At 68.9% G+C, this 26,850-nt stretch carries 28 protein-coding genes; 16 read left to right on the top strand and 12 right to left on the bottom strand.

Annotated elements, in window-relative coordinates; translation table 11 throughout:
- Positions 1-15: 15 nt before the first annotated feature.
- A complete protein-coding gene (locus KEC56_RS01285; RefSeq protein WP_227529497.1) occupies positions 16-984 on the bottom strand; it encodes a ribokinase in 969 nt (322 codons plus the stop codon).
- A gap of 98 nt (positions 985-1,082) precedes the next feature.
- On the opposite strand from KEC56_RS01285, the gene KEC56_RS01280 reads away from it, so the two are divergent.
- Positions 1,083-1,751, top strand: a complete 669-nt coding sequence (locus KEC56_RS01280) for a transaldolase family protein (RefSeq protein ID WP_227529496.1) — start codon at positions 1,083-1,085, stop codon at positions 1,749-1,751.
- Between the two features lie 75 nt (positions 1,752-1,826).
- Here the strand turns inward: KEC56_RS01280 and KEC56_RS01275 are convergent, their stop codons facing one another.
- A complete protein-coding gene (locus KEC56_RS01275) occupies positions 1,827-2,504 on the bottom strand; it encodes a FadR/GntR family transcriptional regulator (protein ID WP_175984974.1) in 678 nt (225 codons plus the stop codon).
- A 55-nt stretch (positions 2,505-2,559) separates the two neighbouring features.
- On the opposite strand from KEC56_RS01275, the gene KEC56_RS01270 reads away from it, so the two are divergent.
- Positions 2,560-3,441: an amidohydrolase family protein gene (locus tag KEC56_RS01270; RefSeq protein WP_227529495.1), complete on the top strand. Its 882-nt coding sequence runs from the start codon at positions 2,560-2,562 to the stop codon at positions 3,439-3,441.
- A 19-nt stretch (positions 3,442-3,460) separates the two neighbouring features.
- On the opposite strand, the gene KEC56_RS01265 is transcribed toward KEC56_RS01270, so the two are convergent.
- Complete coding sequence (locus KEC56_RS01265; protein ID WP_227529494.1) at positions 3,461-4,213, bottom strand: SDR family NAD(P)-dependent oxidoreductase; 753 nt, start codon at positions 4,211-4,213, stop codon at positions 3,461-3,463.
- The gene (locus KEC56_RS01260; protein WP_227529493.1) at positions 4,210-5,070 is read right to left on the bottom strand and encodes a fumarylacetoacetate hydrolase family protein; all 861 of its coding nucleotides are present in this window, start codon (positions 5,068-5,070) and stop codon (positions 4,210-4,212) included. Before KEC56_RS01260 ends, KEC56_RS01265 begins: the two co-directional genes overlap by 4 nt.
- Before the next feature lie 139 nt (positions 5,071-5,209).
- Here KEC56_RS01260 and KEC56_RS01255 point away from each other — a divergent pair, with 139 nt between their 5' ends.
- The 3 genes from KEC56_RS01255 to KEC56_RS01245 all read left to right on the top strand — a co-directional run bounded on the left by KEC56_RS01255 (position 5,210) and on the right by KEC56_RS01245 (position 7,975).
- Entirely contained in the window at positions 5,210-6,505 is a 1,296-nt protein-coding gene (locus KEC56_RS01255; protein ID WP_227529492.1) for an L-fuconate dehydratase, read from the top strand.
- A gap of 76 nt (positions 6,506-6,581) precedes the next feature.
- Positions 6,582-7,556: an aldo/keto reductase gene (locus KEC56_RS01250; protein ID WP_227529491.1), complete on the top strand. Its 975-nt coding sequence runs from the start codon at positions 6,582-6,584 to the stop codon at positions 7,554-7,556.
- Positions 7,556-7,975, top strand: coding sequence for an RbsD/FucU family protein (locus KEC56_RS01245; RefSeq protein WP_175984980.1), 420 nt, complete (start codon positions 7,556-7,558; stop codon positions 7,973-7,975). The genes KEC56_RS01250 and KEC56_RS01245 overlap by 1 nt, the downstream gene beginning before the upstream one ends.
- Positions 7,976-7,982: 7 nt before the next feature.
- Here the strand turns inward: KEC56_RS01245 and KEC56_RS01240 are convergent, their stop codons facing one another.
- On the bottom strand, positions 7,983-8,855 hold the full coding sequence (locus KEC56_RS01240; RefSeq protein ID WP_227529490.1) for a sugar phosphate isomerase/epimerase family protein: 873 nt from the start codon (positions 8,853-8,855) through the stop codon (positions 7,983-7,985).
- Positions 8,856-9,050: 195 nt separating this feature from the next.
- Here KEC56_RS01240 and KEC56_RS01235 point away from each other — a divergent pair, with 195 nt between their 5' ends.
- The 3 genes from KEC56_RS01235 (at position 9,051) to KEC56_RS01225 (ending at position 12,655) form a co-directional block, all read left to right on the top strand.
- On the top strand, positions 9,051-10,553 hold the full coding sequence (locus KEC56_RS01235) for a sugar ABC transporter ATP-binding protein (protein WP_227529489.1): 1,503 nt from the start codon (positions 9,051-9,053) through the stop codon (positions 10,551-10,553).
- The gene (locus tag KEC56_RS01230) at positions 10,553-11,587 is read left to right on the top strand and encodes an ABC transporter permease (protein ID WP_175984983.1); all 1,035 of its coding nucleotides are present in this window, start codon (positions 10,553-10,555) and stop codon (positions 11,585-11,587) included. Before KEC56_RS01235 ends, KEC56_RS01230 begins: the two co-directional genes overlap by 1 nt.
- A gap of 66 nt (positions 11,588-11,653) precedes the next feature.
- Positions 11,654-12,655, top strand: a complete 1,002-nt coding sequence (locus tag KEC56_RS01225) for an ABC transporter substrate-binding protein (protein WP_175984984.1) — start codon at positions 11,654-11,656, stop codon at positions 12,653-12,655.
- Positions 12,656-12,837: 182 nt separating this feature from the next.
- Here the strand turns inward: KEC56_RS01225 and KEC56_RS01220 are convergent, their stop codons facing one another.
- Genes KEC56_RS01220 through xylB form a run of 4 tightly spaced genes read right to left on the bottom strand, consistent with a single transcriptional unit; the run spans position 12,838 to position 17,172 of the window.
- Positions 12,838-13,803, bottom strand: coding sequence for a phosphotriesterase family protein (locus KEC56_RS01220; RefSeq protein ID WP_227529488.1), 966 nt, complete (start codon positions 13,801-13,803; stop codon positions 12,838-12,840).
- Positions 13,803-14,732, bottom strand: coding sequence for a shikimate dehydrogenase family protein (locus KEC56_RS01215; RefSeq protein WP_227529487.1), 930 nt, complete (start codon positions 14,730-14,732; stop codon positions 13,803-13,805). Before KEC56_RS01215 ends, KEC56_RS01220 begins: the two co-directional genes overlap by 1 nt.
- Positions 14,729-15,685 carry a phosphoglycerate dehydrogenase gene (locus KEC56_RS01210; protein WP_227529486.1) on the bottom strand — a complete coding sequence of 319 codons (957 nt, stop codon included), beginning with the start codon at positions 15,683-15,685 and terminating at the stop codon, positions 14,729-14,731. Before KEC56_RS01210 ends, KEC56_RS01215 begins: the two co-directional genes overlap by 4 nt.
- On the bottom strand, positions 15,685-17,172 hold the full coding sequence (gene xylB / locus KEC56_RS01205) for a xylulokinase (protein WP_227529485.1): 1,488 nt from the start codon (positions 17,170-17,172) through the stop codon (positions 15,685-15,687). The genes KEC56_RS01210 and xylB overlap by 1 nt, the downstream gene beginning before the upstream one ends.
- A 98-nt stretch (positions 17,173-17,270) precedes the next feature.
- On the opposite strand from xylB, the gene KEC56_RS01200 reads away from it, so the two are divergent.
- Positions 17,271-17,873 carry a glucose-6-phosphate isomerase family protein gene (locus tag KEC56_RS01200; RefSeq protein ID WP_227529484.1) on the top strand — a complete coding sequence of 201 codons (603 nt, stop codon included), beginning with the start codon at positions 17,271-17,273 and terminating at the stop codon, positions 17,871-17,873.
- Between the two features lie 4 nt (positions 17,874-17,877).
- On the opposite strand, the gene KEC56_RS01195 is transcribed toward KEC56_RS01200, so the two are convergent.
- Positions 17,878-18,213: a CGNR zinc finger domain-containing protein gene (locus tag KEC56_RS01195; RefSeq protein ID WP_372456220.1), complete on the bottom strand. Its 336-nt coding sequence runs from the start codon at positions 18,211-18,213 to the stop codon at positions 17,878-17,880.
- Positions 18,214-18,267: 54 nt separating this feature from the next.
- Between KEC56_RS01195 and KEC56_RS01190 the strand changes: the two genes are divergently transcribed.
- The 6 genes from KEC56_RS01190 to KEC56_RS01165 all read left to right on the top strand — a co-directional run bounded on the left by KEC56_RS01190 (position 18,268) and on the right by KEC56_RS01165 (position 23,620).
- Complete coding sequence (locus KEC56_RS01190; protein ID WP_227529483.1) at positions 18,268-18,639, top strand: EamA family transporter; 372 nt, start codon at positions 18,268-18,270, stop codon at positions 18,637-18,639.
- A 77-nt stretch (positions 18,640-18,716) separates the two neighbouring features.
- A complete protein-coding gene (locus KEC56_RS01185; protein WP_227529482.1) occupies positions 18,717-19,076 on the top strand; it encodes a VOC family protein in 360 nt (119 codons plus the stop codon).
- A 73-nt stretch (positions 19,077-19,149) separates the two neighbouring features.
- Positions 19,150-19,848, top strand: a complete 699-nt coding sequence (locus tag KEC56_RS01180; RefSeq protein ID WP_227529481.1) for a GntR family transcriptional regulator — start codon at positions 19,150-19,152, stop codon at positions 19,846-19,848.
- Positions 19,845-21,362: an MmgE/PrpD family protein gene (locus KEC56_RS01175; RefSeq protein ID WP_227529480.1), complete on the top strand. Its 1,518-nt coding sequence runs from the start codon at positions 19,845-19,847 to the stop codon at positions 21,360-21,362. The genes KEC56_RS01180 and KEC56_RS01175 overlap by 4 nt, the downstream gene beginning before the upstream one ends.
- A 142-nt stretch (positions 21,363-21,504) precedes the next feature.
- On the top strand, positions 21,505-22,404 hold the full coding sequence (prpB, locus tag KEC56_RS01170; protein WP_227529479.1) for a methylisocitrate lyase: 900 nt from the start codon (positions 21,505-21,507) through the stop codon (positions 22,402-22,404).
- Between the two features lie 31 nt (positions 22,405-22,435).
- Positions 22,436-23,620, top strand: a complete 1,185-nt coding sequence (locus tag KEC56_RS01165; RefSeq protein WP_227529478.1) for a bifunctional 2-methylcitrate synthase/citrate synthase — start codon at positions 22,436-22,438, stop codon at positions 23,618-23,620.
- Positions 23,621-23,626: 6 nt separating this feature from the next.
- Here the strand turns inward: KEC56_RS01165 and KEC56_RS01160 are convergent, their stop codons facing one another.
- The gene (locus KEC56_RS01160; protein ID WP_175984997.1) at positions 23,627-24,214 is read right to left on the bottom strand and encodes an antibiotic biosynthesis monooxygenase; all 588 of its coding nucleotides are present in this window, start codon (positions 24,212-24,214) and stop codon (positions 23,627-23,629) included.
- A gap of 121 nt (positions 24,215-24,335) precedes the next feature.
- Between KEC56_RS01160 and KEC56_RS01155 the strand changes: the two genes are divergently transcribed.
- On the top strand, positions 24,336-25,514 hold the full coding sequence (locus KEC56_RS01155; RefSeq protein WP_227529477.1) for a thiolase family protein: 1,179 nt from the start codon (positions 24,336-24,338) through the stop codon (positions 25,512-25,514).
- Between the two features lie 55 nt (positions 25,515-25,569).
- Here KEC56_RS01155 and KEC56_RS01150 read toward each other — a convergent pair whose 3' ends face one another.
- Complete coding sequence (locus tag KEC56_RS01150) at positions 25,570-26,469, bottom strand: putative endonuclease domain-containing protein (RefSeq protein WP_227529476.1); 900 nt, start codon at positions 26,467-26,469, stop codon at positions 25,570-25,572.
- Positions 26,470-26,850: the final 381 nt, after the last annotated feature.

The raw sequence follows: 26,850 nt of genomic DNA, 5'->3' as shown, positions 1-26,850 counted from the left end.
TGGTGGGGCTCCTGTTCAGGATGCGGCGCGCGCAGCGCTCTCGGTGCGCTCGGCGAGGAAGGCGTCGACCTCATGGCGCTCGGGGAGACTCGGTGATGCCCCCTGCTTCGTGACGGTCAGAGCGCCGGCGGCGGTGGCCAGGCGCACGGCATCCGTCAACGTCGCGCCGTTCGCGAGCGCCGCGCCCAGGTAGCCCGCGTAGGCGTCGCCGGCGGCGGTGGTGTCGACGGCGTCGACGGGCAGCGGTGGGACGATCGTCGTGCCCTCGGAGGTGACGACGCAGGAGCCCTGAGCCGCCAGAGTGATGACGGCCGCACCGACGCCCTGGTCGAGGAACCAGCAGCCGGCCTGCTCTGCGGATGCCGCATCGGTCACCTCGATGCCGCTGAGCACCGAGGCCTCGGTCTCGTTCGGGGTGACGATGTCGATGCTCTGCCACACGTCGGCTGCCAGCGGTGCGGCAGGCGCCGGGTCGAGGATGACCGTGAAGCCGAGCTCGCGGCCGCGTCCGGTGATGTGCGCGGTCAGAGCCGACGGCGTCTCGAGCTGCGTGAGCAGCACGGAGCTCGAGCTCGCCAGCGCATCCAGCGCGGTGTCGATCTGCTCCGTGTTCAGCTCGGCGTTGGCGAGCGGGACCATGACGATGTCGTTCTGGGCCGAGGCGTCCACACGGATGTGCGCGATGCCGGTCGGGCCGGGCACGGTGCGCAGATGGGCGAGGTCGACGCCGGCCTCGGTGAGCCCGTCGACGACGAGGTCTCGGAACAGGTCGTCGCCCACGCACCCGACGAAGCTGGTGCGAGCACCGGCTAGACCGGCCGCGACGGCCTGGTTCGCACCCTTGCCGCCGAGGAACAGGGTGAACTGATCGCCGAGGATCGTCTCACCGCGGGCGGGGAGCCGCTGGGAGAAGGTGGTCACGTCCGCCGTGACGCTCCCGACGATGACGACGCCGGTGCGCCCTTCGGTGGGGGAGGTGGGCATGGGGCTCCTTTGACTTCGCCGTTCGCTGTCATTACATTAGCCGAATCCGCACCTGTAACGACAGGTTGCCGGTCCCCTGCGCTCTCGAGGAGTCCCGCATGCCTGTTGCCGCCATCGCTCCGCGTCTGTACGTCGACAGCGCCGACGTCGAACGGGTCTCGCGCCTGCTCGCGGCGCGGGTCGTGCATGGCGTTACGACGAATCCCACGATCCTCGAGCGGGGTGGTTGCTCGGCCGCGCAGATCCCCGAGCTCTACGCCCGGTGGGAGGGCGAGGGCGCGCCCGAGATCTTCTTCCAGACCTGGGGCGGCAGCGCGGCCGAGATGCTCCGCAACGCCGACGCGATCCGCGCGCTGGGCGACCGGGCTGCCATCAAGGTCCCCGCGACCGCAGCGGGCTTCGCCGCGGCATCCGCCCTCGTCGCCGATGGAGCGAGCGTTCTCGTGACGGCCGTGTACTCCGTCGGGCAGGCGCTCGCCGCGGCGAGCATCGGCGCGCGGTACATCGCCCCCTACCTCGGGCGCCTGCGGGATGCCGGTGTCGACGGCGACGCTCTCATCGCCCGGATGCAGGAGGTCTGCGCGAGCAGCGAGACGAACGTCCTCGCTGCCAGCCTGCGCTCCGCGGACGACATCGTGTCCCTGCGTCTGGTCGGTGTGCCGTACTTCACCGCCGCACCGGACGTGCTCGACGCACTGCTGCAGCACGACGTCAGCGATTCCTCGGCCGCCGAGTTCGAGGCAGCCATGGGGCGGATCGGCGCGTAACTCTCGAGGCTGCCAGGCCGCCCCGAGACAGCGCAGTGATGGTGCAGTCTCGGCGCGGCCCGGGGGATTCGAGGATCAGGCTGTGGCGGCCTGACGCAGCCAGCGCTCGACTCCGGCGATGTGCGCCGTGGCGAGCGAGGTGGCCAGGTTCGGGTCGTGCTGGGCGATCGCGTCGGCGATCGCACGGTGCTCCGACAGTGTCCGTTCGACCGCGTCCTGCTCGGTGAGACCGCGCCAGATGCGCGCCCGGACCGTCTGGCCGCTGAGGCTCTCGATGAGGCTGGCGAGATACGCGTTGCCCGCCATGCGGACGATCTCGCGATGGAAGCGGATGTCGTGCGCGACGAGGTCGTCGATGCTGACCTCGGAGCTGACGGCGTCGAGCTCCTGCTGCAGCGCGCCGATCGCGTCGTCGGAGCCGAGCGTGGCAGCGAGGCCCGTCGCCTGGGACTCCAGCATCCGCCGCACGGCGAAGATCTCGAGGAGCGAGTCGTCGTCGTGCATGTCGGCGACGAACGAGATCGCCTCCAGCAGCAGGTGCGGCTCCAAGCTCGTCACGTACGTGCCGTCGCCGCGCCGCACATCGAGCACGCGGATGACCTCGAGCGCCTTGACCGCCTCGCGCATCGAGTTGCGGCTGAGGCCGAGGCGCTCGGCGAGCTCCTTCTCGGGAGGCAGGCGGTCGCCGGGGGAGAGCTCCCCCGACACGATCATCGCCTTGATCTTCTCGATCGCCTCATCGGTGACAGCCATGAGGGCATCCTAGCGATTGATCGGATGTCTGCTCGGGCTGTGTGAGGATGGGGTCATGCGTGTCGTCGACAGCCATCTGCACCTGTGGGACCCCGACGTCCTCGCATACGACTGGCTCCAGGGCGAGCTGGACGGCACCTTCGCCGCGGAAGCCCTGCGCGAGGACCAGATCGAGGACGTCGAGCAGCAGGTCGCGGTGTTCGTCCAGGCGGACCCTCTCCCCAAGCAGGCGCTCGCCGAAGTCCGGTGGGTCGAGTCGATCGCCCGGGAAGCCGGAGTGGTCGCCATCGTGGCGGGCGCCCGATTGGACCGCGTGCGCAAGCTCCGCAAGCACCTCGACGCTCTGGCCGAGCACGAACTCGTCGTCGGCGTCCGACACCTGCTCCAGGGAGAGGGGGACGGCTTCGCCCGTCGCCCCGCGTTCATCGAAGGAGCTCGCGAGCTCGCCGCCCGCGGCCTCACCTTCGACGCCTGCGTCCGTGCGCATCAGATCCCCGACGTCACCGCGCTCGCCGAGGCGGTACCAGGGCTGCGGATTGTGCTCGACCATCTCGGCAAGCCGGCGATCGGCACGCGGGAGCAGCCTCTCGCGCCCAGCGCGGAGTGGATCCGCGATCTGCGCGCGCTCGCGGCCAACCCGCAGGTCTCGGTCAAGCTCTCCGGGCTCCCCGCCGAATCCCAGGGGCAGATCGACGAGGAGCAGATGGAGCCCTTCCTCGACGTCGCCGCGGAGGCGTTCGGCGAGAACCGTCTGATGTGGGGGAGTGACTGGCCCGTCTCGTCGTCCACCCACGACGGCAGCCCCGAGGACACGTACTACTGGTCCGGCAACCGGGACGACTGGTGCCACACGGTCCGCAACTGGGCCGAGGCGCGCGGCCTCGACACCGAGAAGCTGTTCTGGTCGAACGCGGTCCGCTTCTACGGCATCCGCTGAGGTTTCGCCGCGGCGCCGGTCACTCGGCCCGCAGACGCAGCTGCGCCATGCCTCCGTCGACCTCGATGAAGGTTCCGGTCGTCGAGCCCGCCGCAGGCGACACGAGGTAGGCGACGGCGGCTGCGACCTCGTCCGGCGAGACCAGCCGTCCGTGCGGCTGGCGTGCCTCGAGCGCCGCGCGCTCGGCCCCGGGGTCGCTCGCCTGATCCAGCAGGCGCCCGACCCACGGAGTGTCGGCGGTGCCCGGGTTCACGGCGTTGACGCGGATGCCCTCGCGCAGGTGGTCGGCGGCCATGGCGCGCGTCAGCGCCGAGACCGCGCCCTTGGACGCGGAGTACAGCGCGCGCTGGGGGAGGCCGGTCGTCGACGCGATGGAGGCCGTATTGCACACCGCGGCAGACGGCGACTGCCGCAGCCACGGGAGCGCTGCCGAGGTGACCCGTGCGATGCCCGTCACGTTCACGGAGAGCACCCTGGCCCACTCGTCGTCGTCGTTCGCGGCGATGTCGCCGACGGCGCCGATGCCGGCGTTGTTGACGACGATGTCGATGCGGCCGAAGCGCTCGGCGACCGCGGCGACCGCGGCATCCACGCTCGCGCGGTCCGAGACGTCGGCCGTGAACGCGGCGAAGCGCTCATCGGCGCCCGACGGGTCGCGGTCGAGGACGGCGATCTGCGCGCCGTCGGCGTGCAGGCGGGCCGCCACCGCGGCGCCGATGCCCGAGGCGCCTCCGGTGACGATCGCGACGAGCCCCTCCAGCGGCGCGCTCATCGCTGCGCCTCCCAGGCGGTGAAGGTCTGCCGCTGATGACCCAGACCGTCGATCTCGATGTCGACGACGTCGCCGTCCTTCAGGTACGGGAACCGGCCGGAGAGTGCGACGCCCTGGGGCGTGCCGGTGAGGATGAGGTCGCCCGGCTCGAGGGTGACGTACTGCGACAGGTGGTGGACGATCGTGCGGACGTCGAAGATCATGTCGGAGGTGTTCGAGTCCTGGCGGGGCTCGCCGTTGACGAAGCTGCGCAGGTTCAGATCGTCGACGTCGACCTCGTCGGGGGTGACCAGCCACGGGCCGGTCGGGTTGAAGCCGGCCGCGATCTTGCCCTTCGACCACTGACCGCCCGAGACCGCCATCTGGAAGTCGCGCTCCGAGACGTCGTTGGCGACGACGTAGCCGGCGATGTGGGCGTCGGCCTCGTCGGGGGAGTCCAGGTACGCGGCTCTGGCACCGATGACGATGCCGAGTTCGACCTCCCAGTCCGTCTTCTCGCTGCCGCGGGGGATCGTCACGGTGTCGTTCGGGCCGACGACGGTGTTCGGAGTCTTCAGGAAGATGATCGGGATGCTGGGCGGCTCGGAGTTCGACTCGGCGGCGTGCTCGGCGTAGTTCATGCCGATGCAGATCACCGCGCTCGGGCGGGCGATCGGGGCGCCGATGCGCAGTTCGCCGGCGTTCTCGAGCTCGGGCAGTTTGCCGGATGCTTGTGCCGAGGTAACGCGAGCGCGGAAGTCGCTCTCCAGGAAGTCGCCGTTGACATCGGATGTCACGGGGCGGAGGTCGAGATGGCGATCGCCGTCGATCAGGACGGGAATCTCGGATCCAGGGGCGCCAAGCCGCGCGAACTTCATGGTTCTCCTACTTCGTCGGGGGATCCGCCATGCGGCGGTGCATCTGATTGACAGTATAGACATCGGATGTTTACACTCCAAGGGATCCGTCGAGAATCCCTTCTCGAGAGGATCGGGACTGCACAAGGAGACCATCGCAGTGAGCCGCATCGTCGCACTCGACACGACCGACATCCGCTTTCCGACGTCGCTGAGCCTGGACGGCTCGGATGCGATGAATCCCGACCCCGACTACTCGGCCGCCTATGTCGTGATCCGCACCGATGATGCCGACGGCATCGCCGGGCACTCCTTCGTCTTCACGATCGGCCGCGGGAACGACGTGCAGGTCGCGGCCATCGACGCGCTCGCCGATCACCTCGTCGGGCGCGAGATCGAGCCGCTGCTGGACGACATGGGCGGAACCTTCCGCGAGATCATCGGCGACTCGCAGCTGCGGTGGCTGGGCCCGGAGAAGGGCGTCATGCACATGGCCATCGGCGCCGTGACCAACGCGCTGTGGGACATCAAGGCCAAGCGCGCGGAGCTCCCGCTGTGGCAGCTGCTCGGCCGCATGAGCCCGGAGGAGCTCGTCGACCTCGTCGATTTCCGCTACCTCACCAACGCCCTCACGCGCGAAGAGGCGCTCGAGATCCTCCGCGCGGGTGCCGTCGGTCGCGAGGAGCGGGAGACCGAACTCCTCGCGACCGGCTATCCCGCCTACACGACCAGCCCTGGTTGGCTCGGCTACTCCGACGAGAAGCTCGAGCGGCTCGCCCGTGAAGCCCTCGCCGACGGCTTCACGCAGATCAAACTCAAGGTCGGGGACGACCTCGACGACGACATCCGTCGCTTCCGCAAGGCGCGCGAGGTCGTCGGCCCCGACTTCCCCATCGCGATCGACGCCAATCAGCGCTGGGAGGTCTCCGAGGCGATCGAGTGGGTGAACGCCCTCGCCGAGTTCCAGCCGGCATGGGTGGAGGAGCCCACGAGCCCCGACGACGTCCTCGGCCATGCCGAGATCGCCCGTGCGATCGCTCCGATCCGCGTCGCGACGGGCGAGCACGCGCAGAACCGCGTGATCTTCAAGCAGCTGCTGCAGGCGGGGGCGATCAGCGTCATGCAGATCGACGCGGTGCGCGTCGCCGGTGTCAACGAGAACATCGCCAACCTGCTGCTCGCCGCCAAGTTCGGCGTTCCGGTCTGTCCGCACGCCGGCGGCGTGGGGCTCTGCGAGGCCGTGCAGCATCTGTCGATGTTCGACTTCGTCGCCGTCAGCGGCGCGCGCGAGGGCCGCCTGATCGAATACGTCGATCATCTGCACGAGCACTTCGTCGTGCCCACCGACATCCGGGGCGGCTCCTACATGGCCCCGACGGCACCGGGCGCGGGCATGGAGATGAAAGCCGAGAGCATCGCGGAATACACCTGGACGGGCGCGCATGTCGCAGCCTGACACGTCGGGGGCCGACACGACAGATGTCGGAAGATCCGCGACGAACGGTCCGACACGTGACGCATCGGCCCCCAGAATGTCGCCGGCCGGCTTCCCGACGCTCGGGTACGGCGCCGCGAACGTCGGGAACCTCTTCCGCGAACTCACCGACGATGAGGCGTGGGCGGTGCTGGATGCCGCATGGGAGAGCGGCATCCGCTACTTCGACACCGCTCCGCACTACGGTCTCGGGCTGTCGGAGCGGCGCCTGGGCGCGTTCCTGCGGACGAAGCCGCGCGACGAGTTCGTGTTGTCGACCAAGGCCGGGCGCCTCCTGCGGACGAACCCGGCTCATGAGCCGGGCGGCCTCGACACGGCTAACGACTTCTTCGTGCCCGACGACCTGCAGCGGGTGTGGGACTTCTCGCATGCCGGCATCCGCGCGTCCCTCGACGAATCACGCGAGCGGCTGGGTATCGACCGCATCGACATCGTCTACCTGCACGACCCCGAGCGCCACGATCTCGATCTCGCGCTCGCCGAGGGCTACCCCGCGCTGGAGGCGCTGCGCGCCGAGGGCGCGATCGGGCTGATCGGCGTCGGGTCCATGGTCAGCGATGCACTCGCCCGATCCGTGCGCGAAGCCGACCTCGACATCGTCATGATCGCCGGCCGCTACACGCTGCTCGAGCAGCCCGCGGCAGCCGACGTGCTGCCGGTGTGCGTCGACCGCGGCACCGGGGCGGTCGCCGCATCCGTCTTCAACTCGGGCCTTCTCGCGAAGAGCGAGCCGGTCCGCGGCGATCGCTACGAGTACGGCGGCGTCCCCGACGAGATCTGGGACCGTCTGCAGCGCATCGTCGCCGTGTGCGCGGCGCACGATGTCGCACTGCCCGCCGCGGCGATCCAGTACCCGCTGCGCTCGTCCGTCGTGCAGTCGGTGGTCGTCGGAAGCTCCCGCCCCGAGCAGGTGCGGCAGAACGCCGACCTCGCCGTCGCTGAGATCCCGGAGCAGTTCTGGGACGACCTGACCGCCGACGGACTGATCCCGTCGGTCGCCGAGGAGGACTGATGCTCGAAGGAATCAACCCCCTGCTGACCGGTGAGCTGCTGCTGCACCTGGACCGGATGGGCCACTCCGACGCCGTCGTCATCGCCGACGCGCACTTCCCGGCGTGGGCGCTGGGGGAGCGCGTGATCGATCTGCCCGGCACCACGACACCCGAGGTCCTGGCGGCCATTCGCAGCGTGATCCCGCTCGATGACGCCCCTGCCCTCGATCTCATGGAGTCCGCGGACGGCGAGATCCTCTCGGTCCAGCGGGAGCTGATGGATGCCGCGGGCACGGCCGAGCAGACGACGCGCTTCGTCGAGCGCTTCGCGTACTACGACGTCGCCCGCCCCGCCTACCTGATGGTGCGGACGGGGGAGACGCGGAAGTACGGCAATGCGCTGCTGCGGAAGGGCGTTGTCGGCCATGCCTCTGCATAGCGAGGCCCTAGTGGCGGTCGATCGTCGCGACCGCATGCATCGCGTCGCGGATGTACCGGTTCGCGTGCGCGGCGAGGTCGTCGGAGTCCTGCCACAGGTTGCGCCAGATGCCGAGCGTGTTGCTGAGCTCGGCGCTCACCACGGCCGAGGAGAACGACTCGAACACGACCGGTCCGTCGTACGCGACATCGTGCAGGGCGCGGAAGAAGGTCGCGAAGTCGACGGTGCCCGTGCCGAGGTAGCCGCGATGGCTGTCGCCGATGTGCGCGTAGCCGAGCTTTCCGGACGCGGCGACGTCGTGCACGGGCTGGAAGAAGTCGGACTCCTCGATGTTCATGTGGTACGTGTCCAGGTGAACACCGACATCGCCCGCGACGCCGTCCAGGAACCGCAGTGCGCCGCGGCCGGTGTTGAAGACGTTCGACTCGTAACGGTTGACGACCTCGAGGGAGAGCCGGACGCCGCGCTCCGCCGCGAAGGCTGCGAGTCCGCTGATCGCCTCCTGGCTGTGTGCGACGCCGCGCTCGGTCACCGGCGCCATGTACTTGCCCATCGCCGAGTAGATGACCCCGCACAGCACGTCGCCGCCCATCGTCGCCACGTGATCGATGCAGTGTTCGAGCAGTGCCCGCCCGGCGGCGACGACTGCCGGGTCGTCGCTGGACAGGTCCGTCGCCGGGGTCAGTCCGAGGGATGCCGTGACGGCGAGGTCGTTGTCGCGCAGCATCCGTCCGGCCAGGGTCGAGTCGAAGGCCGCGGCATCCATCAGAGGGATCTCGATGAGGTCGAATCCCGCGTTCTTCGTGCCCTCGATCGCGCGCCGCAGGCCCGCCTCGTCGAAGGTTCCGGTGAAGACAAGGCCGTGCGCGCCGATGAGCATGTCGATCCCTTCCGGTGCGCATCCGCGCGCACCCGTGACAAAGTTGTTATTACAGGTCTACCATCTGAGACAGCGCTTAGGTACATTTAGGTACAACTTGCGTCGCCGTATCCTGAGCGGCACAATTGATCCGATGTTTGAAATGGATTCCACGACGGAATCGACAGCACGACCTTCAAGGAAGCAGGTGAGCACATGAGTGATCCCATCCTCCGGGTGGAAGGCATCAGCAAGGGGTTCCCCGGGGTGCAGGCGCTCCAGGATGTGCATCTCGAGGTGCGCGCGGGTGAGGTTCTCGTCCTCGTCGGCGAGAACGGCGCCGGCAAGTCGACGCTCATGAAGATCCTCTCGGGGATCTACACGCGGGACGAGGGGACGATCCGCTTCGAGGGTCAGGAGGTCGAGTTGACCGGCCCGCTCCAGGCTCAGCAGCTCGGCATCACGATCATCCATCAGGAGCTGAACCTGATGCCCGACCTGACGGTCGCGCAGAACATCTTCATCGGCCGTGAGCCGGTCTCTGCGGGGATCCTGTCGGAGCGGAAGCTGAATCGTCAGACCGCGGAGCTGCTGGCCAGGCTGAAGATCCGGCTCGATCCGCGCCAGAAGGTGGGCGAGCTGACGGTCGCCGAGCAGCAGATGGTCGAGATCGCGAAGGCGCTGTCGTTCAACGCCAAGGTGCTCATCATGGATGAGCCGACCTCGGCGCTCACCGACAGCGAGGTCGAGACGCTGTTCACGCTCATCGAGCAGCTCAAGCAGAGCGGCACGGGCATCGTGTACATCTCGCACCGGATGGACGAGCTGCGCCGGCTCGCGGATCGGGTGACGGTGCTCCGCGACGGGCAGTACATCGGATCGCTCGAGAAGGACGAGATCAGCATCCCCAGGATCATCGAGATGATGGTCGGGCGTGCGATCGACGAGGGGACGCGTCCGGCGCCGCGCGATCACGCCTCGGCGCCGATCGTGCTCGACGTCGTGGGGCTGTCGACGCGGCAGCTGCTGAAGGACGTCTCGTTCCAGCTGCACAAGGGCGAGATCCTCGGGTTCGCCGGGCTCATGGGCGCGGGGCGCACTGAAACCGCACGTGCGGTGATCGGCGCCGATCCGCGCACGGCGGGGACGATCACGATCAATGGCCGGGATGCGCGCATCCACAAGCCGGCGGATGCCGTCCGCCGCGGTGTCGGATACCTCTCCGAGGACCGCAAGCAGCTGGGCCTCATGCTCGAGCAGGATGTCACGTTCAACACGGTTCTCGCGTCGCTGAGCAGCTACGCCGGGGCTATCGGCTGGATGCGCGACGGCAAGGCCAAGAACCAGACCAAGCAGTACGTGCAGCAACTGCGCATCAAGACCCCGTCGGTGAATCAGATCGTCAAGCTTCTCTCCGGCGGCAACCAGCAGAAGGTCGTCATCGCCCGATGGCTGATGCGCGACTGCGACATCCTCATCTTCGACGAACCGACCCGCGGCATCGACGTCGGTGCGAAGGAGGAGATCTACCGGCTGATGCAGCAGCTCGCCGACGCCGGAAAGTCCATCATCGTCATCTCGTCGGAGCTCCCCGAGATCCTTCGCGTAGCCGGCCGCATCGCCGTGTTCGCGAACGGCCGGATCACCGGGACCCTCCGCAACGAGGAAGCCAGCCAGGAGAAGATCATGCAACTCGCAGCCCACGCGGAGGAAGACTGATGAGCACCCCACAGAAGTCCGCCGGAGAGACGACGACTCTCATCCAGCAGGCCGTGAACGAGAACACCGACAAGCGTGACATCGCAGGCTTCCTCAAGCGCCAGCTCCAGCAATCGCTGGCGTTCGGAACGCTCGTGATCCTGGTGATCTTCTTCGCCATCGCGAGCCCGAATTTCTTCACGTTCAGCAACATCGCCACCGTGCTTCTGTCGACCGCGGTGATCGGCATCCTCGCCCTGGGCACGACGTTCGTGATCATCACCGGCGGCATCGATCTGTCGTTGGGAACCGGTATGGCGCTGTGCGCCGTGATGACCGGTGTGATCATCACGAACTGGGGCCTGCCCGTCTGGGTCGGCATCCTCGGCGGCATCGCGACCGGTGTGCTCATGGGGCTCGTCAACGGCGTGAACATCACATTCCTGCGGCTTCCTCCGTTCATCGCGACGCTCGCGATGATGATGATCGCCGGCGGTCTCGCGCTGGTCGTCTCCAACGTCGCGCCGATCTACTTCTCCACGTCCGCCCCGGACTTCAAGAAGATCGCGCTGGGCGTCATCATCCCCGGCATCCCGAACGCCGTCCTCATCACCGCGGTCCTCGCGATCATCGCGGCGATCGTGCTGTCCAAGACGCTGCTGGGCCGCTACACGTTCGCGATCGGCTCGAACGAGGAGGCCACGCGCCTGTCGGGTGTGAACACCCGCCGCTGGACGATCCTCATCTACATGTTCGCCGGCGCCTTCACCGGCATCGCGGGCATCATCATCGCCTCCAGGCTCGACTCGGCACAGCCGCAGATCGGCACCGGATACGAGCTCCAGGCGATCGCCGCGGTGATCATCGGCGGCACCTCGCTGCTCGGCGGCCGCGGCTCGATCCTCGGCACCGTGATCGGCGCCCTCATCATGAGCGTGCTCGTCAACGGTCTGCGGATCATGTCGATCCAGACCGAGTGGCAGAACGTCGTCGTCGGCTTCGTCGTGCTGCTGGCCGTGTTCCTCGACTCGCTGCGCAACCGTCAGCGGACCTGACCGTTCCTTCCCTGTCCACCACCGCCGGCCCCGGCCGGCATCAATCACAGAACAATGGAGTTTCCAATGCGATTTGGCAAGAAGACCGCATTCGCGGCCCTGGTGGCCGCATCCGCTCTCGTCATGGCCGGCTGTGCCGGCGGCGGCGACGTCATCGAAGAGGGTGGCGGAACCGACACCGGCAGCGGCGACGGCGAGATGTACATCGCCCTCGTCTCGAAGGGCTTCCAGCACCAGTTCTGGCAGGCCGTCAAGAAGGGCGCGGAGCAGAAGGCTGAAGAGCTCGGCGTCAGGATCACCTTCGAAGGTCCGGCCGCCGAGACCGAGATCGCCCAGCAGCTCGAGATGCTGACCGCCGCGATCGACAAGAACCCGGACGCCATCGCCTACGCCGCCCTCGACCCGGAGGCGTGCGTCGCCCCGCTCGAGCAGGCGAAGTCGAAGGACATCCCGGTCGTCTACTTCGACGCCCCGTGCAACGGCGACGTGGGCCTGAGCCTGTCGGCCACCGACAGCAAGGTCGCCGGAGCGCTGGCCGCGGAGCACATGGCCGAGCTCATCGGCGGCGAGGGCGAGGTCGGCATCGTCGGCCACTCGCAGATCAACTCCACCGGAGTCGAGCGCCGCGACGGCTTCGTCGAGAAGATCGAGGCGGACTACCCCGACATCAAGATCGTCGACATCCAGTACGGTGACGGCGACCACTTGAAGTCGGCTGACATCGCGAAGGCCATGATCGCCGCTCACCCCGACCTCAAGGGCATCTACGGCACCAACGAGGGCTCGGCCATCGGCGTCGTGAACGCGGCGAACGAGCTGGGCCTCGAGAAGGGCAAGATCAAGATCGTCGGCTTCGACTCCGGCGCCGCTCAGATCAACGCGATCAAGGACGGGACGATGGCCGGCGCCATCACGCAGGACCCGATCGGCATCGGCGAGCAGGTCGTGCAGGCGGCGTACGACGCAGCCAACGGAGACTCGGTCGAGGAGTTCTACGACACCGGTTCGTACTGGTACGACGCCGACAACCTGGACGACGAGAAGATCGCCGCGGTCCTCTACGAGTGATCGTCGTCTGACACGGGCGGCCCCGCACCTTCGGGTGCGGGGCCGCTTCGCGTTGGCGGCTACAGGAATCGTCCCGCCTCGGTACAGATGCAGGACGAATGAACGGATGCAGGGCAGATCCTCGGCCTGTCGCCCTGCATCCGTTCAGGGCCCCGACGTCTGTACCCGGGCCGTACTTCGCCTCAGCGCGGCAGCTCGAGCAGCCGCGCGGGGCCTGCGACCAGCATCCGCTCGACGGCATCCGCGCCGATCGCCGACCGCAGCCGCGGCAGGTACCGTTCGCCGAGGTAGGCCAGGCCCGGCATGCCGCCGTAGGCGATGTACCGGGTGCGCCGGGCGACGTCGCCGCCGAGCAGGATGTGGTCGGCGCCGACGTGGCCGACGACGCGTTCGGTCAGGGCGAGCAGCTCGGCATCGGAGCGCGTGCGGGGTCGGGCGAAGCCGTCGTAGCCGAGATAGGTCCCGCGTTCGACGAGCGAGGCGTGCAGGCCCGCATCCGGGTCACGGTCGGCGTGGGCGAGGACGACCCGGTCGGATGCCACGCCCGCAGCATTCAGCAGATCGAGGACCTCGTGCGCCGCGGTGCAGAATTCCAGGTGCACCATGACCGGGGCGCTCGTGGTCCGGTGCGCGGCGGCCAGCGCGTCGAGCGTGGTGCGCTCGAACGGGCTGATGCGCCAGTAGTCGATGCCGGCCTTGAGCATGCCGGCGCGCACCGGGCGTCCGTCCGGCGTCCGCGCGGGCGCACCTGCACCACCGGGGGACACGTGCGCGGCATCCGAGAGCGCCATCCCGTGCTCGAGGTCGGCGATGAACAGTGCGGCGAGCCGGTCGGCACTCCAGGAGCGGGTCGGGTGGTCGGAGCCGTAGTGCGCCTCGCGGTGCCTTCCCGTCGTTGCGACGATGTTCAGGCCCGTCCCGGCGCTGATGCGCGCGACGGCCTCGGGATCGCGCCCGAGGCCGAAGGGCGTGGCATCCACCATCGCGGCGAAGCCGCTCGCCTGCAGGAGTCCGGCCTCGCGGCCCGACGCATCCTCGTCGTCGAGCTCGTCTCCGGGCAGCAGGGGCGTGACCTGGAAGAGGTGCTCGTGATAGTTCGTCGGCCCCAGCTGAGCGGGATCGATGTCGCCGAGCACCGTGCGGATCATCAGCGCACATCCTCCGCGGCCTGCGCGAGCTGCTCGACCATCTCGGGGGTGAGCTCGAGCTCGAAGACGTCCGCGACGACCTGCGACCATCCGTGGATGAAGTATCGCCAGCCGTCGACGACGTGCAGATTCCGAGCGGCCTCCTGGGCGCGCGCCTGGTGCAGGAACTCCAGCGACCCGCGGTAGTTGAACTCCCAGACGTAGGCGTCGTCGGGGAAGACCGCGTCGTCGGGCAGCGGGGACCCGGGGCGGTCCTTGCCGAGCCCGGTCGCATTGACGATCAGGGAGCCGCGGGGAGCGGCCGCGACGAGGGATGCGGCATCGTCGACCGTGTCCGTCCGCACGTACTCGATGAGACCCTCGCGGGTGCCGTGCTGGCGGTGCACCTCGCGCAGGTGCTCGAGCTTGGCGTCGTCGCGCGCCGTTACGGTCACCTTCGCGGGTGCGTCATCGCGCTCCGACAGCGCCCAGCTGAGCGCCGTCCCCGACCCGCCCGCACCGAGGATGACGACCTCGGCGTCGGTGGTCGCGAAGTGGTCGGCCGGCAGGAAGTCGTTCAGCGCCAGATCGACCGTGATCGGGTCCTTGGCGCGGCCGGACAGGCGCGTGCCGCGCTTGGCGACGCTCGAGATCTCCGAGCACGAGACGGCGAACGGGTCGAGTTCGTCGAACAGGTCGGATGCCGCGGCGTACACGTTCATCTTGTGGGTGGTCACGAGCGCGCCGCGGTGGCGGGGGTCGTCGCGCATCTGCTCGACGAGTGCGCGGTACTGCTCGGGGGAGGCATCCATCGGCAGGTCGTGGCCGATGAGCCGGCGGGTGGGGAGCCCCAGGATGTCGGCCCACAGCGGGAAAACCTTCATGATCGAGGACGAGCCGGTGGTCACGCCGACGAAGCCCATGTAGTCGGCGTCGGGAGTGCTGGTCATGAGGAGCCTTTCACGGGATGGGCGGGCGTGCGACCCGCGAGGACGGCGAGCGCATCGTCGAGCGACATGGAGCCCATGTTGTCGACCGCCTGTGTGGTCTGCGCGCCCAGGTGCGGGGTGACGATCACGCGATCGGCCAGGTCGTCGGCGAGGAGCGCGCTGGATGAGGCCGCGGTGTCGCCGTCGAGAGTGTCGGCGGCGTAGCCGGAGACGCGGCCGTCGCGCAGCGCGGCGGCGAGAGCGGACTCGTCGACGAGGTCGGGTCGTGCAGTGTTCACGATGACCGCGCCGGGGCGGATGCCGGCGAGCCGCTGCGCGTCGATGAGGCGCTGCCCGCCGGGGGCGTGCAGCGTGATGAGGTCGGCGGTGCGGAACAGTTCGTCGAGGCCGGTGGGCTCGGCGCCGAGATCGCGGACGCGGCCTGCATCGAGGAACGGATCGGCAGCGAGGATGCGCGGGCCGAAGCCCGTCAGGCGCCCCGCGACGCCCTGCCCGATCCGGCCGAAGCCGACGATCCCGACCGTGGCGGCGCCGAGCTCGCGGCCGCGGCGGACGCTCCAGTCGCCCTGTCTGACGCGGCGGTCTCCGTCCGGGATGAGCCGGAGCGCCGCGAGCATGAGGCCCACAGCGTGGTCGGCGACGGCATTCGCGTTCGCGCCGGGGGTGTTGGTGACGGGGATGCCGCGAGCGGCGGCCGCGTCGAGATCCACGGCCTCGGTGCCGACGCCGTAGCGTGCGACGATCTTCAAGCGGGGGCCGGCGTCGAGATGCGCGGCGGTGACCGGGCCGGTGCCGGCGATCCAGGCATCCGCGTTCGCAAGGAGCGGGGCCAGTTCGCCGAGGTCGTGGTGCGCGGGACCACGGACGATCTCGTGCCCGGCGGCGGCGGCGCGTGCGACGAAGTCGATGTCGCCGTCCGAGAACGACCGGCTGGTGGCGAGGATGACGCCCATCAGCGCGCGCCTCCCGCGAACCAGGGCGCGAGGGCGTCGTAGGCGGCGGTGAAGCGGCCGTGCCGCTCGGCGTAGACGTCGTGGCGCGCGGCATCCGGCGTGAACTCCGCCGTCACCTCGCTCAGCGCCCTGGCCGCGGCGAAGTCGGCGAGTCCGAGGCCGACCGCCCCGGTCACCGCCGCGCCGAGGCTGTTCGCCTCTTCGACGATCGTGCGCCGCCGCACCGGCACGCCCCACACGTCTGCGAGGACCTGCAGCAGCACATCGCTCTGTGCCCCGCCACCGACGGCGTCGATCCGGTCGATCATCGCGCCCGACTCGCGGAACGCGTGGATGCTGCTGAGCAGATTGAACCCGATCCCCTCGAGCACGGCGCGGACGAGGTGGCTGCGCGTGTGGTGGCGGCCGATGCCGAGGAACGCGCCGCGGGCGTTCGGGTCCCAGATGGGGGAGCGCTCGCCGAGCAGGTACGGCAGGAAGTAGAGGTCCGCGGTGTCGGCGTCCTCGGCCTCGGCGGTCAGTCGCGCCGTCTCCGGATGCCGGGGATCCGCGGAGAGCGCCTCGGCGATCCATTGGATCGATGCGCCGCCAGCCTGCATCGTCGCGGTCGGCACGAACGACCCGGATACGACGTTGTCGAATGTGAAGGTGCGCAGGCCGCGGTCGATCAACGGTGCGTCAGCGGCGAACGAGATCCACGAGGAGGTGCCGAGGCACACGTAGGCGCCGTCCTCGGGCGCGACGATCCCGGATCCGACCGCCGCCATCGGGCCGTCGCCGCCGCCCATGAGCACGCGGACCCCGGCGTTCAGGCCGAGGGCGGATGCCGCGGCATCCGTCAGCGTGCCGGCGATCGCGGTCGAATCGAGGATCTCCGGGAACAGCGCGCGGTCGAGGCCGGCTGCAGCCAGCACCTCACCCGACCAGTCGCCCGTGCGCTGGTCGTAGGCGTTCGTGCCGGATGCATCCGAGCGGTCCGTCGCCAGGCGTCCGGTGAGGCCGAGGACGATGTAGTCCTTGGCGACGCAGAACCGCCGCACGCGCTCCCAGACCTCCGGCTCGTTGTCGCGCACCCACATGACCTTCTCGACGGAATAGGTCGGGCTGAGCCGGTGGCCGAGCAGTTCGTAGGCGTGCTCGGCGCCGAGGGCCCGCTCGAGCTCGCGCTGCTGGGCGCCGGCACGGGTGTCGGCCCAGATGATCGCCGGGCGCACCGGCCGTCCCTCTCCGTCGAGCAGCACGGCGCCCATCATCTGGCCGCTCACGACGAGTCCGCCCACATCGCCGGGCGCGGTGTCCGTGCTCGAGAGGAGGTCGCGGGTGGCTCGGACGACGGCATCCCACCAGTCGTCGGGGTTCTGTTCGGCGACTCCGCCGACGGCGAAGTGCGCCGGGTAGCCGACGGTCGTGGCAGCCACGAGCCTGCCGTCGTCGTGGTGCAGCGAGGCCTTGTTCCCGGTGGTGCCGAGGTCGTGGGCGATGATCACAGTTCGTGCCTGCTTCGTTGGTTGCGGTTCCGGATCGTGCTGAGATGGAGTATACCTGTAATTACAAGTCCTGTAGTTACAAGTCGTAGGAGAACATCGTGAGCACCCCCGTCGTGGACGTCCCCGCCCTGCTGGAGATCTCGCCGGAGGGCGGCATCGAGGGGCGGTCGCGCCGCTACGAGAAGTTCCTCGGCGACATGGACGGCGTGTACCGCGACGATCGGGCCTGGCAGGACGCCGTCGGCGAGCGCGGCACGGACGAGCTCGTCTACTGGGTCGACGACCACCGCTACCAGGAGGGGGCCGGAGCACTGATCGTCGGCACGAGCACGCTGCTGCCGGGACGCTACGGCGAGGAGTTCGCGGTCACGCGCGGACACCTGCACGCCGTCGCAGACCGCGCCGAGCTGTACTACTGCCTCAGTGGACGCGGGGTGATGCTGCTCGAAACGCTCGACGGTCAGAGTTCGGCCATCGAGCTCACGCCGGGCAAGGCCGTCGACGTGCCGGGGCACTGGATCCACCGCAGCGTCAACGTCGGCGACGAGCCGTTCGTCACGCTCTTCTGCTACGCGGCCGACGCCGGACAGGATTATGAGGTGATCGCCGAAGCCGGCGGCATGAAGAACCTCGTCGTGGCGGACGGCGACGGGTGGAAGCTCGCGCCGAACCCGGACCACACCGGGTATCGGGTGCGCTGATGCCTCAGCGCTGCCGGGCGCGATACGCCGCGACGGCGTTGCGGTTCGTGCAGGCGACCGAGCAGTAGCGGCGCGAGCGGTTGCGCGACAGGTCGAGCACGACGCCCTCGCAGTCGTCGTCCGCGCACACCGCGAGCCGGCTGCCCTCGTCGGCGCGGACGACGTCGAGGAGCGCCATCGCCGTCTCGGCGAGGATGCGCTCGGCGAGCGGACGGTCGTCGGCGACAGCGTGCAGGGGCCAGTCGGCGCCGTCGTGGCGGACGACATGCGCGTCGAAGACGATGTCGCGGAACGCGTCGTTGATCTCGTCGACCATCTCGTCGCGCGGGGCGAGGAGCATCCGGCGCAGCCGCGGTCGATCGCGCTCGCAGGGTCCGGGCTGCTCGTGGGAGCCGTGGGGCTCACCGTCGCCGGAGTCGTCGGCATCCTGCCGATCGCCTGGAACACGGATGACGTGACCTACCGGTTCGGAACCGTGTCGTGGTTTGTCCCGGTGCTGGCCATCGGGATCATCGCGACCGCGCTCGCGTACGTGCTCGGCATCGCCTCGACGCGGCTTCTCGGATCGCGATTGGCGTCGTTCATCGCGCTCGCCGAAGTTGTCGCCGCGCTGCTGCTCGGGTGGCTGCTGCTCGGCCAACTGCCGAACCTGCTGCAGGGGCTCGGTGCTGTTCTCGTGCTCGCGGGGGTCGTCGTCGCGAAGCTCGGCGAGCCTGCGGCATCCGTCTCGGGCGATCCCGTGCTGGACTTCGCCGAGACCCCTTGATCTCGGGCCGGGGCAGGGCGAGACTTGCCGTGCCGGCGCCTCCTGGCGTCGTCCACGAAGCGACGGAAGGACTCGACATGGCACACGGCGACATCACGCACATCGACATCCCGGTCAGCGATCTGGCGAAGGCGCAGGCCTTCTATTCGGGGCTGTTCGGCTGGGAGATCTCGGAGATGCCCGGCTACGAGGGCTACCCGATGTGGCAGGCGCCGAACAAGATCTCCGGCGGCGGCCTCGCGCCGCGCAGCGATGACTTCACCCAGCCGCGCTCCTACGTCGAGGTCGATTCGATCGAGGAGACGGTCGCCGCGGCCGTCGCCTCCGGCGCGACGGTGCTGATGGAGAAGCAGCCGATCAGCGAGACGAGCTGGTGGGCGGTCATCAGCGACCCCGACGGGAACTCGATCGGCCTGTACGAGGGCGCGTCCGAGTAGGCCTCTGTATACCTTCGCAACCGTCTGAGGGGCCGCCGTACCCCGGAGCGCGAACTATGTATACACTGATCGTGTGAGCACCACTGTCGAGCGCACTGCCCCCGAGCGCACCCGCGCCAGCGATCGCGCGTATGCGACGTTGCTGGATGAGATCCAGTCCGGCGTGCTCGCGCCTGGCGCCGTGCTCGCCGAGGTCGAGCAGGCGGCCCGCCTCGGCGTCAGCCGCACGCCGCTGCGCGAAGCCCTGCAGCAGCTGAGCGCCGACGGACTCGTCGAGCAGCAGTCGCCCCGCGTGACCGTCGTCGCCGGCGTCGACGCGGATGACATCCGCTCACTGTTCGAGCTCCGTCGTGCGCTCGAGGAATCGGGCGCACGGCTGGCCGCCGTTCGCGGCGACGCCGCGCTGTTCGGGTCTCTGGCCGACGAGTTCGCCCGGGCTGCGGCATCCCTCGACGCCGACACCGGACGCGACGACTACTACGCCCTCATCGCCCGCTTCGACGCCGCCGTCGATGCGGCGGTCGCGAACGATTACATGGCCGCGGCCCTGCGCACCGTCCGCACGCACCTCGTGCGGGTGCGGCGCATGGCCCGCGACAAGCCGGAGCGGCTCGCGGCATCCGTCGCCGAGCACCGGCTCATCGCCGAGGCGCTCGCCGAGCGCGACGGCGACCTCGCAGCCCATGCCACGCACGTGCACCTGCGCAATGCGCTCACGAGCATCCTCGACTCTTTGGAACAGCAGAGTTCTCTGCCGGAAGGAACGAAATGACCGTCAACCACCACGTCCGCGTCTACAAGAGCGAAGAGGACCTGCCCCGTGAGGAGCAGCTGGCCTGGAAGATCGCCGAGGTCGCCGCCGACCCCGTCGCGGTCGAGCAGGACGTCGTCGACATGATCATCAACCGCATCATCGACAACGCGTCGGTCGCCGCGGCATCCCTCACCCGAGGCCCGATCGTCGCCGCCCGCGACCAGGCGTTCACCCACCCGGTCTCGACCGGCGGCGCCGGCGCGACCGTCTTCGGCGCACCCCTCGAGAAGCGCACGAGCCCCGAGTGGGCGGCGTGGGCGAACGGCGTCGCCGTGCGCGAGCTCGACTACCACGACACGTTCCTCGCCGCCGAGTACTCGCACCCCGGCGACAACATCCCGCCGATCCTCGCGGTCGCGCAGCATGCGGGCAGTGACGGTGCGGCCCTCGTGCGCGCCATCGCGACGGGCTACGAGATCCAGGTCGACCTTGTGAAGGCGATCTGCCTGCACAAGCACAAGATCGACCACGTCGCCCACCTCGGCCCGTCGGCCGCGGCAGGCATCGGCACCCTGCTCGGACTCGATACCGAGACGATCTATCAGGCCATCGGCCAGGCGCTCCACACCACGACCGCGACGCGGCAGAGCCGCAAGGGCGAGATCTCGACGTGGAAGGCGCACGCCCCGGCCTTCGCCGGCAAGATGGCCGTCGAGGCCGTCGACCGCGCCATGCGGGGCCAGACCAGCCCGTCGCCCATCTACGAAGGCGAAGACGGCGTCCTCGCCTGGATGCTGGACGGCAAGGATGCCGCATACGATGTGCCGCTTCCTGCGAAGGGCGAGGCCAAGCGGGCCATCCTCGACACGTACACGAAGGAGCACTCCGCCGAGTACCAGGCGCAGGCGTGGATCGACCTGGCGCGGAAGCTGCACAACGACGGCGTCGACACGTCGTCGATCGCGTCGGTGGTGCTGCACACGTCGCACCACACCCACTACGTGATCGGCTCGGGCGCGAACGACCCGCAGAAGTACGACCCGACGGCATCGCGCGAGACGCTCGATCACTCGATCCCGTACATCTTCACGGTCGCCCTGCAGGACGGCGCCTGGCACCACGTCGACTCGTACGCTCCTTCACGGGCTTCGCGGGCCGACACGGTCGCGTTGTGGAACAAGGTCACCACGCTCGAGGATGCCGAGTGGACGCGTCGCTACCACTCGAACGACATCAGCGAGAAGGCCTTCGGCGGTCGCGTCGAGATCACGTTCGAGGACGGCACGACTCTCGTCGACGAGATCGCCGTCGCGGATGCTCACCCGCTCGGTGCTCGTCCGTTCGCGCGGGAGAACTACATCGCGAAGTTCCGTCTGCTGGCTTCTCCTGTCCTGGACGACGCAGAGATCGAGCGGTTCCTGTCGCTCGTGCAGCGCCTGCCCGAACTGAGCGCTTCCGAGGTCGCGGAGCTGTCGATCATCGCGAAGCCGGGCGTCGTGGCATCCGAGGCCGTCACGCGGGGGCTGTTCTGATGAACGCAACCCCAGCGCCTTCGTCCCCGGTGTGCACGATTTCGGATCCGGCACGCGACACGCCGGGTGTCGGAGCATCCGATCGGCGCGTCGTCGCCGCGATCCGAAGCTGTGCCCGGGAGATGCAGGAAGGACCCCGCTGATGCTGTACTCCACGACCCCGGCGGCCGAGAAGCGGCGGCTGTTCCGCGAGCGACTTGCGACCGGTGAGCTGCTGCGGTTCCCCGGCGCGTTCAACCCGCTGTCGGCTCGGCTCATCGAACAGAAGGGCTTCGAGGGCGTCTACATCTCGGGCGCCGTGCTGGCGGCCGATCTCGGTCTGCCCGACATCGGGCTGACCACGCTCACCGAGGTCGCCGGCCGCGGTCAGCAGATCGCGCGGATGACCGAGCTGCCGGCCATCATCGACGCCGACACCGGATTCGGCGAGCCGATGAACGTGGCGCGCACGATCCAGACTCTCGAGGAGGCCGGGATCGCCGGCGCCCACATCGAGGACCAGGTCAATCCGAAGCGGTGCGGCCACCTCGACGGCAAGGCCGTCGTCGACGCCGATACGGCGGTCAAGCGCATCCGCGCCGCCGTCGACGCCCGGCGCGATGCGAACTTCCTCATCATGGCGCGCACCGACATCGCCGCCGTCGACGGTCTGGAGGCAGCGAAGGACCGCGCGAAGGCGCTGGTGGATGCCGGCGCCGACGCGATCTTCCCCGAGGCGATGCGGTCGCTCGAGGAGTTCGCCGCGATCCGGGACGCCGTCGACGTGCCGATCCTGGCGAACATGACCGAGTTCGGGAAGTCGGACCTCTTCTCGGTCGACCAGCTGCGCGATGTCGGCGTGAACATCGTCATCTGGCCGGTGTCGCTGCTGCGTCTGGCGATGGGCGCGGCCGGGCGGGGCCTCGATACCCTGCTGGAGGAAGGACACCTGACCGGCAGGCTCGGCGAGATGCAGCACCGCGCCGACCTCTACGAACTGATCGACTACGAGTCGTACAACCATTTCGACTCCGGCGTCTTCAACTTCACCATTGACCGCTGATCCAGCAAAACGCACTGCGAAGGAGCACAGCATGACCGACATCAAGAAGGGCCTGGCCGGCGTCGTCGCCGACGAGACGGCGATCAGCAAGGTCAACCCCGAGACGAACAGTCTGCTCTACCGCGGATACCCCGTGCAGGAGCTCGCCGCCACGCAGCCCTTCGAGGCGGTCGCGTATCTGCTGTGGCACGGCGAGCTGCCGACCGATGAGCAACTGGCAGAGTTCCGCGCGACCGAGCGTGCGAACCGTTCCCTCCCCGCCGAGGTCAAGGAGGCGATCGACCGCCTGCCGCTCGACTCGCACCCGATGGACGAGGTGCGCACGGCGGTCAGCGTGATCGGCGCGATCGAGACGGCCGGCATCGCCAATGTTCTGGATGCCGTCGGTACCGCGGAGGAGAACCTGGAGCGGAGCCTGAAGCTGTTCGCGGTGCTGCCGGCGATCGTGTCGTACGGCCAGCGGCGTCGCCGCGGCCAGGAGCTCGTCGAATCGCGGGATGATCTGGACTACGCGGCGAACTTCCTGTGGCTGACCTTCGGCGAGGAGTCGGATGCCGTGGTCGTGGATGCCTTCAACCGCTCGATGATCCTGTACGCGGAGCACTCCTTCAACGCGTCCACGTTCACGGCGCGCGTGATCACGTCGACGCTGAGCGACATCTATTCGGCCGTCGTCGGCGCGATCGGCGCGCTGAAGGGCCCGCTGCACGGCGGTGCGAACGAGGCCGTGATGCGCATCTTCGACGAGATCGGCACGGCATCTGAGGTTTCTGCGTGGTTGGACACCGCGCTCGCCGAGAAGCGCAAGATCATGGGCTTCGGTCACCGCGTCTACAAGCGCGGCGACTCGCGGGTGCCGACGATGAAGGCCGCACTCGACACTCTTGTCGAGCACTACGACCGGCCGGATGTCGCGGAGCTCTACGAGACCCTCGAGGACGAGTTCGTCTCGCGCAAGGGCATCTACCCGAACCTCGACTACCCGTCGGGCCCGGCCTACAACCTCATCGGCTATGACACGCTCACCTTCACACCGCTGTTCATCGCGGCGCGGGTCACCGGATGGACGGCCCACATCATCGAGCAGCAGGCGTCGAACGCACTGATCCGCCCGTTGTCGGCATACAACGGCGTGGATGAGCGGCACATCGAGGGGTACGTCCCCGACACGGCTGCGGTCGAGGTGCAGGAGCGGCCCGAGGAGGCGGCGGGCTGAATCGGCTCAGCGCCCGAGCCACCCGCGCAGCATCCGCGTCACCCACGGCAGCACCCAGTACGTCATGATCGGGGTGAGCACGACGGTGGTGGCGAGCGCGCGCAGCCAGATCGGCAGCTGATCCCAGCCGGGGACGGGCGCGATGGCGTAGTTGAACGCGACGTTCACCGGGAAGAACCCCAGCCAGATCGACACGGCCTGCTTCCACCGCGGCGGCGTGTGCACGACGGCCACCGTCGTCGTCCCTCCGGTGTCGGGGTTGGGAATCGTGATCGTCCCGGTCGTCGGCTCGTCGAACCATCCCTCGATCCCGGTTCGCCGCTGGACGCGTTCGCTGAGCACGAAGCCCTCGCCCATGGAGAGCCACCCCGCGCGCTCGGGCGAGCGCTCCCACTGCTCCAGATCCTCGTCCGTCGCGAACCGGTAGAGCATGTGCCAGACACGGGAGTCCGCGCCCTCGCGCACCCAGCCCGATCCGAGGAATCCCGGGTAGCGGTTGGCGAGGTTGACGCCGGTCTGCACCCAGGCGGTGGCCTCGGGGATGCGGTCGGGGTCGACTTCGCGGCGGATGGAGACGGTGATGGGCTCGGACAAGGTGGGTCCTCAGGATGCTGCTGCTCGGGTCTGAGCGGTACGGGGCGGCGGATGCCCGGATACGAGTGTAGATGAGCGGGGGCGGCCCCGGCTGGGCTGCAGCCGAGGCACAATCGAAGGCATGAGCAACGAAGCCGTGATCGTCGACGTCATCCGCACACCCGTGGGCCGGGGCAAGCCGGGCGGGATGCTGTCGGGCGTGCACCCCGTCGATCTCGCTGCAGGCGTGCTGCAGGCGCTCCTGGAACGCAACGGCCTCGAGTCGGCGCAGATCGACGACGTGCTGCTCGGCTGCGTCAGCCAGGTCGGCGAGCAGGCGATGAACATTGCACGGCAGGCGGTGCTCGCGGCCGGCTTCGACGAGCAGGTCCCGGCGACGACGATCGACCGCCAGTGCGGATCGAGTCAGCAGGCGGTGCACTTCGCCGCTCAGGGCATCGCCGCCGGCGCCTACGACGTCGTGGTCGTCGGGGGAGTGGAATCGATGAGCCGCGTGCCGCTCGGGTCCTCGCTCGGCGGGGCCTCGCCGATGTCGCCGCGGATGCGGAGGCGCTATCCGGACGGGCTCGTGAACCAAGGAGTGAGCGCCGAGCTCATCGCCCAGAAATGGGGCCTCGGGCGTGAGGAGTTGGATGCGTTCGCCGCCGAGTCGCACCGCCGGGCCGCGCAGGCGTGGGAGGACGGATTCTTCGATCCCACTGTCGTCCCCGTTGCCGAGGCTCCCGAAGCGCGCATCGACGAGACCGTGCGGGCAGGCACCACCGTCGAGAAGCTCGCCGGGCTCCCGGCATCCTTCCGCACCGACACACTCGCCGAGCGCTTTCCCGACCTCGACTGGCGAATCACGCCGGGCAACTCCTCACCGCTCACCGACGGCGCCTCCGCCGCGCTGATGATGAGTGCGGAGCGCGCGGATGCCCTGGGACTCGCTTCCCGCGCCCGCATCCGAGCTGTGGACGTGATCGGCGACGACCCGATGTTCATGCTCACGGGCCCCATCCCCGCGACCCGGCGCGTCCTCGAGCGCGCTGGGCTCGGCATCGACGACCTCGACGCATACGAAGTCAACGAGGCGTTCGCCTCGGTGCCTCTGGCGTGGGCGGCCGAGCTCGGCGCGGACCCGTCCAAGCTCAATCCGCGCGGCGGAGCGATCGCCCTCGGGCACGCGCTCGGGTCTTCGGGGACGCGGCTGCTGGGCACCCTGATCGACCACCTCGATGCGACGGGTGGTCGCTACGGTCTGCAGACCATGTGCGAGGGCGGCGGCATGGCCAACGCTCTGATCCTCGAGCGGCTCTGAACCCGTTCAAGTAACGCAAATGGCCCGATCCGCGCCGTGGATGCGGTCATTTGCGTTACTTGAACGCAGCCAGGGCCGCGGCCACACGTCGGACCAACTCATCGGGATGCTTCAGGAGCGGCGACGTGACCTCCAGAACGTTCCACCCGGCGGCGCGCAGCCGGGCGATGCGCTCCACGTCTTGCGCCCAGCTCGCGCCGTGCAGCATCCCCAGGTATTCGATCGCGACCTTGCGCTCGGGGTACGCCATGTCTACGCAACCGAGGAAGCGGCCCTCGTTGTCGAAGACGTCGATGTTCAGGCGCGGTTCCGGGAGGCCCGCGGCCACCAGGATGATGCGCACAGCACTTTCCCTCGGCGACCACGAGTCCTCGCGGATCAGGTCGAGGGCCGTCCGCAAGCGGGCTGCGCCGCGCCGACGACCGGCTTCCAACAAGGTCCGCAGTTCGTCGATCTCGGCGAGGGGTGGCGTTCCCACGTTCGGCCGCCCGTAGCCCGGACGCCATCTGCGGCAGAAGTAGTCGCCTGCGGCGACGATGTCCTTGAGCGCGAGGTGGCCGAGTTGCACCCATGTAGCCGCCGGTGACGGCACGCGCAGACCATCGTGTTCGTCCGGAACCGTGAGGCTTGCATAGGTCTTGTGCCGGGTCACCCCTGCGGTGCGCGGTATGGGCGCGGGGCCGACGGCGCACACGTGCAGTTCAAGATCCTTCGCCTCGGCGATACGGCCGAACGAGTCGAAGAAGAGAGGCAGCGGCGCACCCCAGATCGCGGCCGCTGTCTCGTGACTGAAGAGGTGTCCGGTGTGCAGCCGCGGCGCGTACTGGCGTGCACGAGCGATCCTTCCATGGCGTTGACGCTCGTACGGATCGTCGGATGCGGACTCGGACTCGGTGGGTGGCTCCGTCCGGATGCGAACGCCATGGAAGGGAGCATCCAGGTCGCTCCCGTTCAAGCGCGAGCGACTGGTGCCATGTCCTCGCGCGAGCGCGGTGGAGAACGCGGTTGGAAGTTCCGTCGGCAGCGGGGTTCGTCGTCCCATCGCTGCAGGTTGGCACGTTCGCTGACCTCGGTGACGGCGTTATCCACAGCCCCTCGTCTGTTCAGGTAACGCAAATGACCCGATTCAACGCGGAGATCGGGTCATTTGCGTTACTTGAACGCGGTGGGGAGGCAAGACCCCCGCCGACCCGATTCGGCGGGGGTCTTTTCGGGAGCCGAGCTCACCGAGGCGCGGAAAGCTTCTGACTACCCGATCCGGTCTGAGTCGCTCCGCGCACCAGCAGTTGTATGCGTTCCGGGTGACGTTCGGGTGAACCGCACCTGAACGGCGGGG

Origin of the sequence: Microbacterium tenebrionis, from assembly GCF_020682665.1 — a bacterium.
GTDB classification, from domain to species: Bacteria; Actinomycetota; Actinomycetes; order Actinomycetales; family Microbacteriaceae; genus Microbacterium; species Microbacterium tenebrionis.
The sequence above is the reverse complement of the archived record's forward strand: the minus strand, read 5'-3'. Positions and strand labels throughout refer to the sequence as shown.

Excerpts from the sequence above, each read along its gene's own strand:
- KEC56_RS01285 (WP_227529497.1), bottom strand. The coding sequence starts at position 984 with ATGCCCACCTCCCCCACCGAAGGGCGCACCGGCGTCGTCATCGTCGGG.
- KEC56_RS01280 (WP_227529496.1), top strand. The coding sequence starts at position 1,083 with ATGCCTGTTGCCGCCATCGCTCCGCGTCTGTACGTCGACAGCGCCGAC.
- KEC56_RS01275 (WP_175984974.1), bottom strand. The coding sequence starts at position 2,504 with ATGGCTGTCACCGATGAGGCGATCGAGAAGATCAAGGCGATGATCGTG.
- KEC56_RS01270 (WP_227529495.1), top strand. The coding sequence starts at position 2,560 with ATGCGTGTCGTCGACAGCCATCTGCACCTGTGGGACCCCGACGTCCTC.
- KEC56_RS01265 (WP_227529494.1), bottom strand. The coding sequence starts at position 4,213 with ATGAGCGCGCCGCTGGAGGGGCTCGTCGCGATCGTCACCGGAGGCGCC.
- KEC56_RS01260 (WP_227529493.1), bottom strand. The coding sequence starts at position 5,070 with ATGAAGTTCGCGCGGCTTGGCGCCCCTGGATCCGAGATTCCCGTCCTG.
- KEC56_RS01250 (WP_227529491.1), top strand. The coding sequence starts at position 6,582 with ATGTCGCCGGCCGGCTTCCCGACGCTCGGGTACGGCGCCGCGAACGTC.
- KEC56_RS01245 (WP_175984980.1), top strand. The coding sequence starts at position 7,556 with ATGCTCGAAGGAATCAACCCCCTGCTGACCGGTGAGCTGCTGCTGCAC.
- KEC56_RS01240 (WP_227529490.1), bottom strand. The coding sequence starts at position 8,855 with ATGCTCATCGGCGCGCACGGCCTTGTCTTCACCGGAACCTTCGACGAG.
- KEC56_RS01235 (WP_227529489.1), top strand. The coding sequence starts at position 9,051 with ATGAGTGATCCCATCCTCCGGGTGGAAGGCATCAGCAAGGGGTTCCCC.
- KEC56_RS01230 (WP_175984983.1), top strand. The coding sequence starts at position 10,553 with ATGAGCACCCCACAGAAGTCCGCCGGAGAGACGACGACTCTCATCCAG.
- KEC56_RS01225 (WP_175984984.1), top strand. The coding sequence starts at position 11,654 with ATGCGATTTGGCAAGAAGACCGCATTCGCGGCCCTGGTGGCCGCATCC.
- KEC56_RS01220 (WP_227529488.1), bottom strand. The coding sequence starts at position 13,803 with ATGATCCGCACGGTGCTCGGCGACATCGATCCCGCTCAGCTGGGGCCG.
- KEC56_RS01215 (WP_227529487.1), bottom strand. The coding sequence starts at position 14,732 with ATGACCAGCACTCCCGACGCCGACTACATGGGCTTCGTCGGCGTGACC.
- KEC56_RS01210 (WP_227529486.1), bottom strand. The coding sequence starts at position 15,685 with ATGGGCGTCATCCTCGCCACCAGCCGGTCGTTCTCGGACGGCGACATC.
- KEC56_RS01195 (WP_372456220.1), bottom strand. The coding sequence starts at position 18,213 with ATGCTCCTCGCCCCGCGCGACGAGATGGTCGACGAGATCAACGACGCG.
- KEC56_RS01185 (WP_227529482.1), top strand. The coding sequence starts at position 18,717 with ATGGCACACGGCGACATCACGCACATCGACATCCCGGTCAGCGATCTG.
- KEC56_RS01175 (WP_227529480.1), top strand. The coding sequence starts at position 19,845 with ATGACCGTCAACCACCACGTCCGCGTCTACAAGAGCGAAGAGGACCTG.
- prpB (WP_227529479.1), top strand. The coding sequence starts at position 21,505 with ATGCTGTACTCCACGACCCCGGCGGCCGAGAAGCGGCGGCTGTTCCGC.
- KEC56_RS01165 (WP_227529478.1), top strand. The coding sequence starts at position 22,436 with ATGACCGACATCAAGAAGGGCCTGGCCGGCGTCGTCGCCGACGAGACG.
- KEC56_RS01155 (WP_227529477.1), top strand. The coding sequence starts at position 24,336 with ATGAGCAACGAAGCCGTGATCGTCGACGTCATCCGCACACCCGTGGGC.